The organism is Burkholderia sp., assembly GCF_018375725.1.
Lineage (GTDB): Bacteria > Pseudomonadota > Gammaproteobacteria > Burkholderiales > Burkholderiaceae > Burkholderia.
Genome location: NZ_JAHACR010000015.1, coordinates 1 through 15,243, shown reverse-complemented (window position 1 = coordinate 15,243; position 15,243 = coordinate 1). Strand labels below are relative to the sequence as shown.

The window sequence follows — 15,243 nt, the reverse complement described above, 5'->3', positions numbered from 1 at the left end:
TGGGGTGGCGAATGCGGGCGAGGCGGCGCTCGTTTCGTGGCGGCCGCCCGAGTGGCGGGCTACCGCGCCGCGGTGAGCGCACCAGCCGTCTGCTTGCCGCCCAATGCCGCGCAGCGCGCGTGGCACGGACAGCCGACCTCGTGATCGTTCACCATGCCGGTTGCCTGCATCAGCGCGTAGCAGATCGTCGAGCCGACAAACTTGCAGCCATACGCCTTCAGCGCCTTGCTGAGCGCATCGGAGCGCTCGGTCGACGCAGGCGCGTCGCGATACGACGTCCAGGCATTCTGGATCGGCACGTGATCGACGAACGACCACAGAAATTGCGCGAGCGAGCCATGCTCGTCGCGGATCCGCTGGACCGCCCGCGCATTGACGATCGCGGATTCGACCTTCGCACGATTGCGCACGATGCCGGAGTCGAGCAGCAGCTTGTCGACATGCTCAGGCGTGAAACGCGCGACGGTATCGACGTCGAAATCGGCAAATGCTGCGCGGTAGCCCGGCCGCTTGTTCAGGATTGTCGACCAAGAAAGCCCCGCCTGCGCCCCCTCCAGGATCAGCATCTCGAACAGATGGCGGTCGTCATGCGACGGCACGCCCCACTCGGTATCGTGATAGTGGGCGTCCGCTTCCGTTCTCACCCAGTTGCACCGCTGCGACATTGTCTGCCTCGCCTTGCTGTCTCGATTGGATCGCGCCAGCATAGCCGAACGCCCTCGCACGGCAAAGCAGGCCAAATGGCAGATGGGCGGGCGGTGCCGATCCGGTTAAGCTTGGCGCCTGTTTGAATCGGCGGGATCAACGCATGACGGAAATTCTTTACGCGATCGGCATCGACGGCGGCGGCACCGGCACCCGCGCGGTGCTGGCGGATCTTCAGGGGCGCGAGCTGGCGCAAGGGCGCGGAGGCCCGTCGGGGCTCGGGCTCGGCATCGAGCGCGCATGGGCGTCGATTGGTGCGGCATGTGCGGACGCGTTCGCGCGCGCCGACCTGGCATTCGACTGGTCGCGCTGTGCGCTCGGCTGCGGGCTTGCGGGCGTGAATAACCCGACGTGGCTCGCCGCGTTCCGCGCGCAGGCGCCGCTCGATATGCTTGCGATCGAAAGCGACGCATACACGACAGTGGTCGGTGCGCACGGCGGTGAGCCTGGGCTGATCGTGGCGCTCGGCACCGGCAGTATCGCGGCCGCACTCGATGGCGACGGCGTTTGCCGGATCGCGGGCGGCTTCGGCTTTCCGTCGGGCGACGAGGCGAGCGGCGCGTGGCTCGGCATGCGTGCGCTTGCCTATGCGCAGCAGGCGCTCGACGGCCGGGTGCCACGCGATGCTTTTGCCGAGACCTTGCTCGACGCGTGCGGCGCGCGGGATCGCGACGCACTCGTCCAGTGGTCGTGCGAGGCGAACCAGACGGCGTATGCGCGCCTCGCACCGATCGTATTCGCGCATCGCACGCATCCGTTCGCGCTCGCGCTGATCGCGCAGGCGGGCGACGAGATTGGCAAGATGATCGACGCGCTCGATCCGCGGCAGGTTTTGCCGGTGGCGCTGTGCGGCGGTCTGGCCGATGTGCTCGTGTCAGCGGTGCCGGCGCGGCATGTCGGACGCCTGCGCGCACCGTTGGAGGATTCGGCGCATGGCGCGTTGCGGCTTGCGCTGAATGCGGCGAGGCAAGGCTGACGGAAGGGCGCGGCGCCGCGTGTGTGTCCGCGGCCGCCGGCGCCGCGGGTGGCTTCATGCATCGGCATCGGCTGGCGCGTTTCGCCCGGAGCGCCTGCCGGCACCTCCCGGAGTGCGACGTTAAAATGGCGGCCTCGCAGCGTTTTTCGCTTTCCGCGCCTTTCCGATCCATCCATGTACAAAGTCATTGCCACCGATCTCGACGGCACGCTGCTGAACAGCGAACACCAGCTCGACCCTTACACGATCGAGACTGTCCGTCGTCTCGATCGCGACGGTCTGCCGTTCATCATCGCGACGGGGCGTCACTATGCGGACGTCACCGGCATCCGCGATGTCCTCGGCATCCGGCCGTACCTGATCACGTCGAATGGCGCGCGCGTCCATGCGCCTGACGACACGACGATCCACGCGCAGGACATCGCGCCCGAGATGGTCCGGCGCATCGTGCGGCCGGATATCGTCGGCGAGCACGGCCGCGTGATCGTCAACCTGTTCGCCGATCAGGATTGGCTGATCGACCGCGATGCGCAGCACCTGCTCGACTTCCATCAGGATTCGGGCTTTCGCTACGACGTGATCGACATGGCTTCACACGGTGGCGCGGATATCGCGAAAGTGCTGTACATCGGCGAACCCGCGGATCTGGCCGCGATCGCCCAGCGGTTGCACGCGGAATTCGGCGACGCGCTGTATGTGACGTACTCGCTGCCCGATTGCCTTGAGGTGATGGCCGCGAGCGTGTCGAAAGGACGCGCGTTGCGCGCGGTGCTCGGGCGGCTCGGCATCGAACCCGGTCACTGCATTGCGTTCGGCGACAACATGAACGACATCGACCTGCTCGAAACCGCGGGTCACGCGTTCATGATGAACAACGCCAACCCGGATCTGATCGCGCGCCTGCCGCACATTCCGCGGATCGGCAACAACTTCGATGCGGGCGTCGCGCGCCATTTGCGCGCGCTGTTCGCGCTCGAGGACGGCGTCGCCGCACAATGAAAAACGGGCGCCGCCGGCGCCCGTTGAAGTATCCCGCCTCTTTTTCTTCGGCAGCGTGAGGCTCGCTGCTCCTGCCCGCCTAACCCCGTCGTGTTATCTCTCGAGCGAGCGGCTCACTGGCGCCGCTGCTCTCGGGCACGGTCATGCCGCGCGATTGGTGGCGGATCGATGGCCCCGTCGCGTCCCGCAGCCCGCGGGTGCGTGGCTCCGGCGGCCGCCGCGCCGAACAATGGCGCGAACCGGATTGTGCCGGGCGCCTCTGCCGCGAGCCGCCGAAAACGTTCCTGGAGATCCAGTTCGGGATGCTTGGACGACGGATTACCGGATCCTGATTTACAGCGCATCCTCAATTGGTCTGGATTATAGGAGGCGAATCGCAGGGCGAGGGTCAACCTTTGTTAAATCCGAAAGGCCGGTGAAGCCGTTTTATTAGAATAAGCCCGCATTCCTGAAATAGACGGTTTGGTTAAACTACATCCATATATTGCAATTTGCATGGTGGCAGTGCGGATGGCGTAACGGGTGTCTCGTGTCCGGATCGGTATGTCAGGGTTGGGTCATGTAACAGGGAGCTGAAATGTCTCAATACGCGAAACTCAAGGCGCAAATCGCCGATTTGCAGGCTCAGGCGGACGAGGTTCGCCGCCAGGAAGTCGCCGCCGTCATTGCGGACGTGCAGCGGATGATTGCCGAGTATGGGCTGACGGCGCAGGATCTGGGGTTTGCGGAGCGCGCGCGTCGTGGTCGTCCGCCAAAAAAAGCACCGTTGCCGGCGAAATACCGGGATCCGAAGTCGGGCGCCACCTGGAGTGGGCGCGGCAAACCGCCGGGCTGGATCGTCGGGAAAAACCGAGATCGTTTTTTGATTGAATAATCGAGTTTGGGCCAATACGGAAAGAGCCGCATCGTCGATGCGGCTCTTTCGTTTTTCCGGGCCGATTTCGAGCCCGATTCCGGCGGGGATTTCCGGTGTCAGCCTGCCGCGACCCGGCGCAATGCCGGTTGGCGAGTTGCGGCGCACAGCGTTTCGTACGTTTCCACGTAGTGTTGCGCCATCGTCCTTGAACTGAAACGGGTGTCGAAGCGGGCGCGAATCGCATCGCGCGACAGGCTGTCGATCCGCTGCAGCGCACCGACCGCACCCTGAACGTCCTCGACGATGAAGCCGGTCACGCCGTCTTCGATCACTTCCGGCACCGATCCGCGGTTGAATGCGACGACCGGCGTGCCGCATGCCATGGCCTCGATCATCACGAGGCCGAACGGCTCGGGCCAGTCGATCGGGAACAGCAGCGCCTTCGCGCCGGACAGGAATGCCGGCTTTTGCGCTTCGTTGATCTCGCCGATGAATTCGACGTGGGCCGAGTCGAGGAGCGGCTCGATCTCCTCCTTGAAATAATCGGCGTCGGCCCTGTCGACTTTCGCGGCGATTTTCAGCGGCAGCCCGCTTTGTGCGGCGATCCGGATGGCGGTATCGACACGCTTTTCCGGGCAGATGCGGCCGAGGAACGCGAGATATTCCGGTTTGACGCCGGGTTGCGGCGTGAGCAGCGTGTCCGGCAGGCCGTGATGGATGGTGCGGGCCCAGGCTGCTTGCGGCAGCGGTTTGCGCTGGTTGTCGGAGATCGACACGACGGGGGCGCCGGGGAACGCATTGAACACCGGCTGCAGTTCCGGCAGGTCGAGCCGGCCGTGCAGTGTCGTGACGTGCGGCGTGTCGAGGCGCGTCATCAGCGGGAACGGCAGGTAGTCGAGATGGAAGTGCAGGACGTCGAATTCGTGTGCGACGCGGGCGACCTGTTCGAGCAGGCGCATATGGGGCGCCATTGCGTCGCGAACGGATGGATCGAGGCGCAGGGCGCGGGGCCAGGCCGCTTCGAGGCGGGCGGACGTGACCGAGTCGCCGCTGGCGAAGAGCGTCACGTCGTGTCCGAGTTCGACGAGTGCTTCCGTGAGGTAGGACACGACGCGTTCGGTGCCGCCGTAGAGTTTCGGCGGAACGGCTTCGTAGAGCGGCGCGATCTGGGCAATGCGCATGGACGATCTCCGGTGTCGGCCAGAGCGAGCGCTTCAGCGCCTGCTCCGGTCCCATGTCAAGCGGGGCGGCCAGAGCGGGCGCGTCGGCGCTTGCTCCGGTCTCAAGTAAAGCGGCGACCAGCGCGGGTGCTTTGGCGCATGCTCCGATCATCACGCAAAGCGGTCGACCAGAGCAGGCGCGACAGCGCTGCTTCCGATCCCATGCAGGGTGGGGGAATGGCCGCGCCGACGTGCGTCGCCGGGTGTGCCGGCGGACGCCAGGGCGCCGGGCGGCAGGCTGCGGGCAGGGCCGGCGGCACGCGCGGCGCTGCCCGTTCCAGCCCATTATCGGGATCGGTCGGCCGGTTTCGAGGGTTTTTTCAAACGCTTAACCCTTGTTACATGATGAAATACGCGAGAAGTCGGTAAAAAATGCCTATGCGCGCAGAGCGAAACGGAACGAATGATTGTTGCGTATTCGTGAAAACCCTCTATAATTTTTTCCGATTCTTCGCGCCGGCACGTACTGCTGCCAGCCATCTGCGACACCTTGCCGCACTTTTCCCGTTTCCGACCTTTCAACACCCTTTTGTCAGAAAAATTCCTACACGGTTTACAGACAATTCCTGCGCGGCGCACGCCACTTCGCTGATACCGGCATAAAACCCGTTTGGCCAAAATCCCGGCTGTAAGACTATAAACGTTCCGATGCGCGCCACGAGCCGCCCTGTCGAGCAAACGTTTCCATAAAACGAAAGGCCAAGGTTCTTAACGGGGGAATCATGAGCGCTACAAGCGAAATGCTCAGTGAGATCAATGAGGTAAACCTGTCGTACCTCCTGCTTGCACAGCGTCTGCTGCGTGAGGACAAAGCGATGGGCATGTTCCGCATGGGGATTTCCGAGGAGCTGGCCGATGTCCTCGCGGGCCTCACGCTCGCCCAGACTGTGAAGCTTGCCGCGTCGAACCAGATGTTGTGCCGCTTTCGCTTCGATGATCATCTGTTGCTGTCCGCGCTTGCCGACAAAGGACGCAGCGCCGTCGTCGCACACGCCCATTCGGCGATCCTGATGGCCGGCCAGCCGGTCGAAAGCGTCCGCTGACACCGATTCGCCACGGCGCCTGCAAGACCGGGGCAACGGTTTGGCGATCGATATCCGAAGTTACGAGAAGCAGACGGCAATCACTATGGCAAGCAAAAGCGTCGTGGTCGAGGTGAAGGAAATCACCCTCGCCATCGAACTGATCGAACTGGGCGCCCGGCTGCAGCTGCTGGAGGCGGAGACGAACCTGTCCCGCGACCGTCTGATCAAGCTGTACAAGGAACTGAAGGGTGTATCGCCGCCGAAGGGCATGCTGCCGTTCTCGACCGACTGGTTCGTGACGTGGCAGCCGAACATTCACTCGTCGCTGTTCTACAACATCTACCGGTTCATGCAGGATCACGGCCGCTGCGAGCCGATCCAGGCGATCGTGAAGGCTTATCGGCTCTATCTGGAGCACGTGGCGCTGTCCGGCGACGAGGCCGTGCTGAGCCTCACGCGCGCGTGGACGCTCGTGCGCTTTTTCGATTCGGGGATGTTGCAGACGACCCCGTGCACGCGCTGCGGCGGCCACTTTGTCGCGCATGCGCATGATCCGCATCAAGGTTTCGTCTGCGGTCTTTGCCAGCCGCCGTCGCGTGCCGGCAAGACGCGCAAGGCTGCCGCCGCGCGGGCCGAACAGGCGCCGCTCGCGGTCTGAGCCCGCCGCGCGGGGCTCGCGCGGCCGCGGCCGGTGCCGCGGGCGGTCGACCCTGCCGGGAAACGGTGATGGTAAACACGGCCATGCGGCGCGTCGCGCACGGCCAAAGTTTTCCTGACAACTGCCGTAAACCACTTAACGGCGGCCTCCCCGCCGGTCATTCGTGAGGGACTGGCAGTGCTGATTTTCGTGGGAACACTCGTGACGCTGTTGTCCGTCTTCGGCGGCTATGCGCTGGCGGGCGGCCATCTGGGCGCGCTGATTCAACCGGTCGAGATCCTGATGATCGTCGGCGCAGGCGTCGGCGCGTTCATCCTCGGCAACGGCATGAAGACCATCAAGGCGACGCTGCGCGTCCTGCCGACGCTCTTCAAGGGTTCGAAATACACGAAGGAAATCTACATGGAGCTGATGGGGCTCCTGTTCGTGCTGCTCGCGAAAGCGCGCAAGGAAGGCACGCTGACGCTCGAGGCCGACATCGACGACCCCGAGAAGAGCCCGATTTTCACGCAATATCCGAAAATTCTCGCCGACCGGCACATCGTCGAATTCCTGACCGACTATCTGCGGCTGATGGTCGGCGGCAACATGAACGCATTCGAGATCGAAAGCCTGATGGACGAGGAGATCGAGACGCATCACGCCGAGGGCGAGGCCCCGGCGCATGCGCTGATGCGCGTCGGCGACGCGATGCCGGCTTTCGGCATCGTCGCGGCGGTGATGGGCGTCGTGCATACGATGGCGTCCGCCGACAAGCCGCCCGCGGTGCTCGGCGCGATGATCGCGCAGGCGCTCGTCGGCACGTTCCTCGGCATCCTGCTGTCGTATGGCCTGATCGGCCCGCTCGCGAGCCTCGCGGAGCAGCGCGTCGCCGAGTCGACGAAGATGTTCCAGTGCATCAAGGTGACGATTCTCGCGAGCCTGAACGGCTACGCGCCGGCGATCGCGGTGGAGTTCGGCCGCAAGGTGCTGTTCTCGACCGAGCGGCCGTCGTTTGCCGAGCTCGAAGAGCACGTGCGCCGCGTGAAGGCGAAGTGACGCGGAGCGCCCGATGAGCAAGAACAAGGATCGCGCGATCGTCGTCAAGCGGGCGGCGCCGCAGAAGAAGGGCCACCACGGCGGTGCCTGGAAGCTCGCGTACGCGGACTTCATGACCGCGATGATGGCGTTCTTCCTGCTGATGTGGCTGCTGAGCGCGGTGACGCCGGTGCAGATGAAGGGGATCGCCGATTATTTCAACACGCCGCTGAAGGCCGCGCTGTTCGGCAGCGGCGACCGCAGCTCGCAGGATTCGAGCATCATCAACGGCGGCGGGCGCGACCTTTCGAGCATCGAAGCCGGCGCCACGCGCCGCACCGACGGCTCGACGAACCTCGCCGACCGCCTCGCGAAGCAGAACGACGAGAACGCGACCGCACAGGCGCAAGGCGCGCTCGAACGGCGCGAACAGGCCCGCCTGCACGACCTGCAGATCAAGCTGATCGCCGCGATCGAGGCGAACCCGACACTGCGCCAGTTCAAGCAGCAGATCCGGATCGATTCCACCTTGACGGGCCTGCGCATCGAGATCGTCGACACGCAGAAGCGGCCGATGTTCGCGATGTCGAGCAATCACGTCGAGCCGTACATGCGCGACATCCTGCGCGAGATCGGCAAGACGCTCAACGACGTGCCGAACCGCATCGTCGTCCAGGGTCACACCGACGCGGTGCCGTATGCGGGCGGCGGAGCCGGCTACAGCAACTGGGAACTGTCCGCGGACCGCGCGAACGCATCGCGCCGCGAACTGATCGCGGGCGGCATGGACGAGGCGAAAGTGCTGCGCGTGCTGGGCCTCGCATCGACGCAGAACCTGAACAAGGCCGATCCGCTCGATCCGGAGAACCGCCGGATCAGCATCATCGTGCTGAACCGCAAATCCGAAGAAGCGCTGATGCGCGACGACGCGACGACGACCACGCTGTCGGCCGACGCGGCCGGCGCCAAGCTCGCGCAGCAGCTTGCCGGCCCGGCAGCGGCGCCCGCACCAGCGGTTGCGCCTGCGCGGCCGGCGCTCGCGGGCTCCGCTGCGGCGGCGGCATCGGTGCCCCGAACCTGATTCCCGAGACAGACATGATCCGAACCATTCTCGCTATCGACGACTCCGCGACCATGCGCGCGCTCCTGCAGGCGACGCTTGCACAGGCGGGCTACGACGTGACGGTCGCGGCGGACGGCGATGCAGGCCTCGATGTCGCGTCGGCCACGTCGTTCGACCTGGTGCTGACCGATCAGCACATGCCGGGGAAAAGCGGGCTCGAAGTGATCGCGGCGCTGCGCGCCGGGGCGGTCTACGCGGACACGCCGATTCTCGTCCTCACGACCGAGGACGGCGAGGCGTTCAAGGCTGCGGCCCGCGACGCGGGGGCGACCGGCTGGATCGAGAAACCGCTCGATCCGGACCTGCTGCTCGACGTGGTCGCGACACTTTCCGCTCCGGCTGCATCCTGACATGAACGTGACGTACTTATCTGGCGAACCGGCATGACTCTCGACATCACTCAGTTCTATCAGACCTTCTTCGACGAAGCGGACGAGCTGCTCGCGCAGATGGAGCAGTTGCTGCTGAATCTGGACGTCAGCGCGCCCGATCCCGAGGATCTGGCCGCGATCTTCCGCGCCGCGCATTCGATCAAGGGCGGCGCGGCGACGTTCGGCTTCTCCGCGCTCACCGATACGACGCACATTCTCGAATCGCTGCTGGACCGTGCACGCAACAACGAGCTGACGCTGACGAAGGAGATGGTCGACGCGTTCCTCGAAACGAAGGACGTGCTGTCCGACCAGCTGGCGGACTACCGTGCGAGCGCCGAGCCCGATGCGGCGGCGGCCGCCGCGATGTGCGCGAAGCTCGAACGGCTGAAGGCCGAGAGCGGCGGCGCGGCGCCTGCGCCGGCCGTCGAAGCGCCGGTCGCCGGCGCGCCTGCGTTCGAGCCCGCCGGCGACAGCGTGCCCGATCATGTCGTCGAGCAGGCGGTGGCAGCCGCGCATCCGGTCGCAGCGCCGGCGGAAGACGCGAGCGGCCCGCACCTGAAGATCACGCTGATCGGCGTCGACGCCAAGGATCAGGCGCTCCTTACCGAAGAACTCGGCAACCTCGGCCGGATCGTCGGCCGCGAACCGGTCGGCGCCGACCTGACGCTGTGGCTCGAATCGGACGTGTCGTCCGACGACATCATCGCGGTGTGCTGCTTCGTGATCGACGACAGCCAGATCCGGATCGGCCACGGTACCGCGCCGAGCGCGCAGGGCGGGACGGAAGCCGCGGCGCAGGCAGCCGCGCCGCAGGCGAATGTGCCGGCGAGCGTGCCGCAACCCGCGCCCTCGCCGGCATCGCAGCCGGCCGCCGCGGCCGCCCCCGAACCGGTTGCGCCGGCGCCGGCCGTGTCTCAACCGGCCGCCCAGAAGCCCGCAGCCGTCGCGCAGCCGCACCATGAAGACAAGCGTGCACGTCCGGCCGCCGCGGCAGCGTCGGGCGGCGAAGGCAGCTCGATCCGCGTCGGCGTCGAGAAGGTCGACCAGCTGATCAACCTCGTCGGCGAACTCGTGATCACGCAGGCGATGCTCGCGGAGACGACGAGCGCGTTCGATCCGGCGCTGCACGATCGCCTGTACAACGGCATGGCGCAGCTCGAACGCAATGCGCGCGATCTGCAGGAAGCGGTGATGTCGATCCGCATGATGCCGATGGACTACGTGTTCAGCCGCTTCCCGCGCCTCGTGCGCGATCTGGCGGCGAAGCTCGGCAAGCAGGTCGAACTCGTGACGTTCGGTCAGGCGACCGAACTCGACAAGAGTCTGATCGAGCGGATCATCGATCCGCTGACGCACCTGGTGCGCAACAGTCTCGACCACGGCATCGAGACGGTCGACAGGCGTGTCGCCGCCGGCAAGGATGCGGTCGGCCAGCTCGTGCTGTCCGCCGCCCATCACGGCGGCAATATCGTGATCGAGGTCAGCGACGACGGCGCCGGCCTGAATCGCGAGCGGATTCTCGCGAAGGCCGCGAAGCAGGGCATGCAGGTGTCGGACAACATCAGCGACGAAGAGGTGTGGAACCTGATCTTCGCGCCGGGCTTCTCGACCGCCGAGACCGTGACCGACGTGTCCGGCCGCGGCGTCGGCATGGACGTCGTGAAGCGCAACATCCAGTCGATGGGCGGCCACGTCGAGATCACGTCGCTGGCCGGCCGCGGCACCACGACGCGCATCGTGCTGCCGCTGACGCTCGCGATCCTCGACGGGATGTCGGTGAAGGTCGGCGGCGAAATCTTCATCCTGCCGCTGAACTTCGTGATGGAGTCGCTGCAGCCGTCCGCCGACGACATCTACCGGGTCGGCAACGGCGAACGCGTGGTGCGGGTGCGCGGCGAATACCTGCCGCTCGTCGCGCTGCACGAGGTGTTCTCGGTCGCCGACGCCCGCACCGATCCGACGCAGGGGATCGTCACGATCATGGAAACCGAAGGCCGCCGCTTTGCGATGCTGATCGACGAGCTGGTCGGCCAGCAGCAGGTGGTCGTGAAAAACCTCGAAACCAATTACCGCAAGGTCCACGGCATCTCGGCGGCGACGATTCTCGGCGACGGCAGCGTTGCGCTGATCGTCGACGTCGCGGCGCTCAACCGTGAAACCCGCGCGACGCACGGCGCCAATCCGGCCGCCGAGCTCGCCATGTTCTAACTCTCGCCATTCAACCGATTGGGGGCAAACGTGTCTGCTGAAGTCCAAATGATCAATCCGGCCGCGGCGAACGCGGCGACGAGCCGCCGCGATGCGGAACATGGCGATGCGACGGGTCAGGAATTTCTCGTGTTTACGCTCGGCGACGAGGAATACGGCATCGACATCCTGAAGGTCCAGGAAATTCGCGGCTACGACAGCGTGACGCGCATCGCGAACGCACCCGACTTCATCAAGGGCGTGATCAACCTGCGCGGCATCATCGTGCCGATCGTCGACATGCGGCTCAAGTTCCATCTGGGCCGGGTCGAGTACGACCACCAGACGGTCGTGATCATCCTGAACGTCGCGCATCGCGTGGTCGGCATGGTCGTCGACGGCGTGTCGGACGTGCTGACGCTGACGGCCGAGCAGATCATGCCCGCGCCGGAATTCGGCGCGACGCTGACGACGGAATACCTGACCGGCCTCGGCACGGTCGACGGACGGATGCTGATCCTGATGGACATCGAGAAGCTGATGTCGAGCCGGGAAATGGCGCTGATCGAGACGCTCGGCGTATAAGCGGCGCGCGCCGCGCACGCACACGGAAATACGGGGGAATCTGCGATGTTGCATAACTGGTCGATCCGCACGACGCTGACGGCGGTCGGACTCATTCTCGTGTGCCTCGCCGCAGCGGTCGGCGGGCTCGGACTGTTCGCGCTGAACAATGCGAGCCGGTCGCTCGACGAGATCGCACGCGTCGATCTGCCCGCGATCCACGCCCTCGACGACACGTCGTCATACCTGCTGCGCGCGCGCGTGTCGCTCGACCGCGCCCGCACGCTGGCGGAGGCGAGCAATACCGAAGAGGCCGCCAAGGTGCTCGCGCGTGCGCAGGATCTGTACGCGCAGTCGAACCGGAACTGGCAAGCGTATCAGGCGACGCCGAAGGGCAGCGTCGACGCCGCGCTGGGCGACGAATTGAACGCGCGCTACGCGGCGCTCGTCAAGGACGGCCTCGAGCCGGAATTCGCGGCGGCGCGCGCGGGAGACATGGCCGCCTATCACGCGATCGCGGATACGAAGATCAGCCCGATGTTCGTCGCCTACGACAACGCGGCGTCGGCTGTCATCGGCGCGCTGCAGAAACAGGCGCTCGCGCGCCAGGATGCGACGCAGGCCGGCATTTCGCTGATGGTCGCGCTGATCGTCGCGGGGATCGTGGTGGCGCTCGTCATCGTCATCGCAGTCCGCTTCGTGATGAACGCCGTGATGATCCGGCCGCTCGTCGAGGCGGTCACGCACTTTGAGCACATCGCGGCAGGCAACCTCACCGAGCCGGTCGAGGTGTATGGCCGCAATGAAATCGGCCGCCTGTTCGCCGGCATCAAGCGGATGCAGGGCGGGGTCACGGCGATGGTGCAGGCCGTGCATCGCGGCGCCGAGTCGATCGACGTCGGCGCGCACGAGATCGCGGCCGGCAACGTCGACCTGTCGCAGCGCACCGAGCAGCAGGCCGCGTCGCTGCAGGAAACGGCGTCGAGCATGGAGCAGCTGACCGGCACCGTGCGGCAGAACGCCGAGAACGCGCGGCAGGCGAGCCAGCTCGCGGTCAATGCGTCGGATATCGCGACGCAGGGCGGCGAAGTGGTCGGCGAGGTGGTCGCGACGATGCAGGACATCGCGACCAGCTCGGGCAAGATCGTCGACATCATCGGCACGATCGAAGGCATCGCATTCCAGACCAACATCCTCGCGCTGAACGCGGCGGTCGAAGCCGCGCGGGCGGGCGAGCAGGGCCGCGGCTTCGCGGTCGTCGCGGGCGAGGTGCGTTCGCTCGCCCAGCGCAGCGCCAGTGCCGCGAAGGAGATCAAGCAGCTGATCGGCGATTCGGCCGACAAGGTGCAAAGCGGCTCGGCGCTCGTCGCGCGCGCCGGATCGACGATGGACGAGATCGTTCAGGCGGTGCGCCGCGTGACGGACATCATGGGCGAGATCAGCGCCGCATCGGAAGAGCAGTCGACCGGCATCGAGCAGGTCAACCGTGCGGTCGGCCAGATGGATGCCGTCACGCAGCAGAACGCAGCGCTCGTCGAACAGGCGGCGGCCGCGGCCGCGTCGCTCGAAGAACAGACACGCCAGCTGAAGTCGGTCGTGGCCGGCTGGCGGGTCGCGGGCGGCATCACGCACGTGGTCGCACCCGCGATGGCGGCGGCGCGTCAGCCGGCACCGCCATCGCAGCCGGCAGCCGCAGCCGCGCCTGCCGCGCCGCAACCGGTGAAGCGCGCCGCGCCCGCCGCGAGCGAGCCGAAGGCCGCGCCCGCAGCAGCGGGCGGCTACGCGCCGCGCCTGGCCCGCGCCGCCGCATCCGAGGCGGCAAAGCCGGCCGCGAAGCCCGCACTCGTGCGGCCGGCGCCGGCCGCCGAGCCGAAGCCGGCGCTCGCCGCGGCCGGTGCGTCCGACGACGATTGGGAGACCTTCTAAACCATGCTGTCTGCGCGCGCTTCGCTTCATGCCGATTCTCGGGACACGTCCCAACGGGCGGGCGAGCCTGGCCGCGATTTCGCGTTCACGGCCGCCGACTTCGCGCGCATCCGCTCGCTGATCCACCGCCGTGCGGGGATCTCGCTGTCCGAGCACAAGCGCGACATGGCGTACAGCCGTCTCGCGCGGCGACTGCGTGCACGCGGGCTCGACACCTTCCGCGACTATCTGGACCTGCTCGAACAGGAGGACGATCCGGCCGAGTGGGAAGCCTTCACCAATTCGCTGACGACCAACCTCACCGCGTTTTTTCGCGAGTCGCATCATTTTCCGATCCTCGCGGACTTCGTGAAGCACCGCGAGGCGCCGGTCTCGGTGTGGTGCTCGGCGGCCTCGACCGGTGAGGAACCGTATTCGATCGCGATCACGCTGATCGAGGCGCTCGGCGAATCGGCGGCGCGCGGCGCGTCGATCCTCGCGACCGATCTCGACACGCAGGTGCTCGCGAAGGCCGAGGCCGGCATCTACACGTACGACCAGGTCAAGCACCTGCCGCCGGAGCGGTTGAAGCGCTTTTTCCTGAAAGGCACGGGTGCGCAGGCGGGCCGCGTGAAGGTGCGTCCCGAGCTGCGCGCGATGATCCGCTTCGAACAGCTGAACCTGACCGATGCCGATTACGGGATCGCCAAGCCGTTCGACGCGATCTTCTGCCGCAACGTGATGATCTATTTCGACAAGCCGACGCAGGGGCAGGTGCTCTCGCGCTTCGAGCCGCTCGTGAAACCGGGCGGCCTGCTGTTCGCCGGCCATTCGGAAAACTTCACCTACGTCACGCAGGCGTTCCGGCTGCGCGGGCAGACCGTCTACGAACTGTCGCGGGATGCGGCGCCGTCGCGCACGCGGCCGCGCGCGGCCGCCGCGCATGCGCATGAGGATGGCCGATGAGCGCGCTGCCGATTGCGACCAATCACTACTTCGACGCACACTTCGGCCGGCCCGGCGTGAAGCTGCTGCCGAACGAGTTCTACACGACGAACGGCGACATGGTGCTGATGACCGTGCTCGGATCGTGCGTCGCCGCGTGCCTGCACGATCCGGTCGCGGGCGTCGGCGGGATGAATCACTTCATGCTGCCCGACGACGGCGCGGATCCGTCCGCCGCCGCATCCGAGTCGATGCGCTATGGCGCCTATGCGATGGAAATGCTGATCAACGAGTTGATCAAGGCGGGCGGCCGGCGGGAGCGCTTCGAAGCGAAGGTGTTCGGCGGTGCGGCCGTGCTGGCGGGCATGACGACGATCAACATCGGCGACCGCAATGCCGATTTCGTGCGCCGCTATCTGGCGCTCGAACGCATCCGCATCACCGCCGAGGACTTGCAGGGCGTGCATCCGCGCAAGGTCGCGTTCATGCCGCACACGGGGCGGGCGATGGTGAAGAAGCTGCGCCTGCAGGTGCCGGGCGTCACCGCCCGCGAAGCCGCGCTGGCGCGCGAAGCCGAAGCACCGCGCGCCACGCGCTCGCGCGCGCACGTCGAGCTGTTCTCGGCTCCGGCGAAACGGCCGGCGCCGCAGCCGGGCACGGCGGCGGCCGCCGCCCAGCCGGGCAGGACT

The 15,243-nt window shown here is 66.3% G+C and carries 15 protein-coding genes; 13 read left to right on the top strand and 2 right to left on the bottom strand.

Translation table 11 applies throughout. The annotated features are described in order from the left end of the window. Positions 1 to 59: 59 nt before the first annotated feature. The gene (locus tag KH616_RS04585; RefSeq protein WP_292237401.1) at positions 60 to 665 is read right to left on the bottom strand and encodes a DNA-3-methyladenine glycosylase I; all 606 of its coding nucleotides are present in this window, start codon (positions 663 to 665) and stop codon (positions 60 to 62) included. A 143-nt stretch (positions 666 to 808) separates the two neighbouring features. Here KH616_RS04585 and KH616_RS04580 point away from each other — a divergent pair, with 143 nt between their 5' ends. From KH616_RS04580 to KH616_RS04570, 3 genes are all read left to right on the top strand, one after another. Further along, positions 809 to 1,681: a BadF/BadG/BcrA/BcrD ATPase family protein gene (locus KH616_RS04580; protein ID WP_292237399.1), complete on the top strand. Its 873-nt coding sequence runs from the start codon at positions 809 to 811 to the stop codon at positions 1,679 to 1,681. 174 nt (positions 1,682 to 1,855) lie between these two features. Next, positions 1,856 to 2,680, top strand: coding sequence for a Cof-type HAD-IIB family hydrolase (locus KH616_RS04575; protein WP_292237397.1), 825 nt, complete (start codon positions 1,856 to 1,858; stop codon positions 2,678 to 2,680). 577 nt (positions 2,681 to 3,257) lie between these two features. Beyond that, the gene (locus KH616_RS04570; RefSeq protein WP_292237395.1) at positions 3,258 to 3,554 is read left to right on the top strand and encodes an H-NS histone family protein; all 297 of its coding nucleotides are present in this window, start codon (positions 3,258 to 3,260) and stop codon (positions 3,552 to 3,554) included. A 98-nt stretch (positions 3,555 to 3,652) separates the two neighbouring features. Here the strand turns inward: KH616_RS04570 and KH616_RS04565 are convergent, their stop codons facing one another. Then, the gene (locus KH616_RS04565) at positions 3,653 to 4,717 is read right to left on the bottom strand and encodes a glycosyltransferase family 4 protein (protein ID WP_292237394.1); all 1,065 of its coding nucleotides are present in this window, start codon (positions 4,715 to 4,717) and stop codon (positions 3,653 to 3,655) included. Between the two features lie 761 nt (positions 4,718 to 5,478). Here KH616_RS04565 and flhD point away from each other — a divergent pair. From flhD to cheD, 10 genes are all read left to right on the top strand, one after another. Further along, complete coding sequence (flhD, locus tag KH616_RS04560; protein ID WP_292237392.1) at positions 5,479 to 5,799, top strand: flagellar transcriptional regulator FlhD; 321 nt, start codon at positions 5,479 to 5,481, stop codon at positions 5,797 to 5,799. A gap of 85 nt (positions 5,800 to 5,884) precedes the next feature. After that, positions 5,885 to 6,439: a flagellar transcriptional regulator FlhC gene (flhC, locus tag KH616_RS04555; RefSeq protein WP_292237390.1), complete on the top strand. Its 555-nt coding sequence runs from the start codon at positions 5,885 to 5,887 to the stop codon at positions 6,437 to 6,439. Positions 6,440 to 6,616: 177 nt separating this feature from the next. Then, on the top strand, positions 6,617 to 7,477 hold the full coding sequence (gene motA / locus KH616_RS04550) for a flagellar motor stator protein MotA (RefSeq protein WP_292237389.1): 861 nt from the start codon (positions 6,617 to 6,619) through the stop codon (positions 7,475 to 7,477). Between the two features lie 13 nt (positions 7,478 to 7,490). After that, on the top strand, positions 7,491 to 8,537 hold the full coding sequence (gene motB / locus KH616_RS04545) for a flagellar motor protein MotB (RefSeq protein WP_292237387.1): 1,047 nt from the start codon (positions 7,491 to 7,493) through the stop codon (positions 8,535 to 8,537). Between the two features lie 14 nt (positions 8,538 to 8,551). Beyond that, positions 8,552 to 8,929: a response regulator gene (locus KH616_RS04540; RefSeq protein WP_292237385.1), complete on the top strand. Its 378-nt coding sequence runs from the start codon at positions 8,552 to 8,554 to the stop codon at positions 8,927 to 8,929. Between the two features lie 33 nt (positions 8,930 to 8,962). Then, positions 8,963 to 11,161, top strand: coding sequence for a chemotaxis protein CheA (gene cheA, locus KH616_RS04535; RefSeq protein ID WP_292237383.1), 2,199 nt, complete (start codon positions 8,963 to 8,965; stop codon positions 11,159 to 11,161). 48 nt (positions 11,162 to 11,209) lie between these two features. Then, positions 11,210 to 11,725 (top strand): chemotaxis protein CheW, encoded by a 516-nt coding sequence (gene cheW, locus KH616_RS04530; protein ID WP_292237381.1) that lies wholly within the window; start codon positions 11,210 to 11,212, stop codon positions 11,723 to 11,725. 45 nt (positions 11,726 to 11,770) lie between these two features. Continuing rightward, positions 11,771 to 13,630, top strand: a complete 1,860-nt coding sequence (locus KH616_RS04525) for a methyl-accepting chemotaxis protein (RefSeq protein ID WP_292237379.1) — start codon at positions 11,771 to 11,773, stop codon at positions 13,628 to 13,630. A gap of 3 nt (positions 13,631 to 13,633) precedes the next feature. Then, positions 13,634 to 14,575, top strand: a complete 942-nt coding sequence (locus KH616_RS04520) for a CheR family methyltransferase (RefSeq protein WP_292237377.1) — start codon at positions 13,634 to 13,636, stop codon at positions 14,573 to 14,575. Beyond that, on the top strand, positions 14,572 to 15,243 hold a 672-nt coding region (gene cheD, locus KH616_RS04515), incomplete at its 3' end, for a chemoreceptor glutamine deamidase CheD (RefSeq protein ID WP_292237374.1). The genes KH616_RS04520 and cheD, both read left to right, overlap by 4 nt.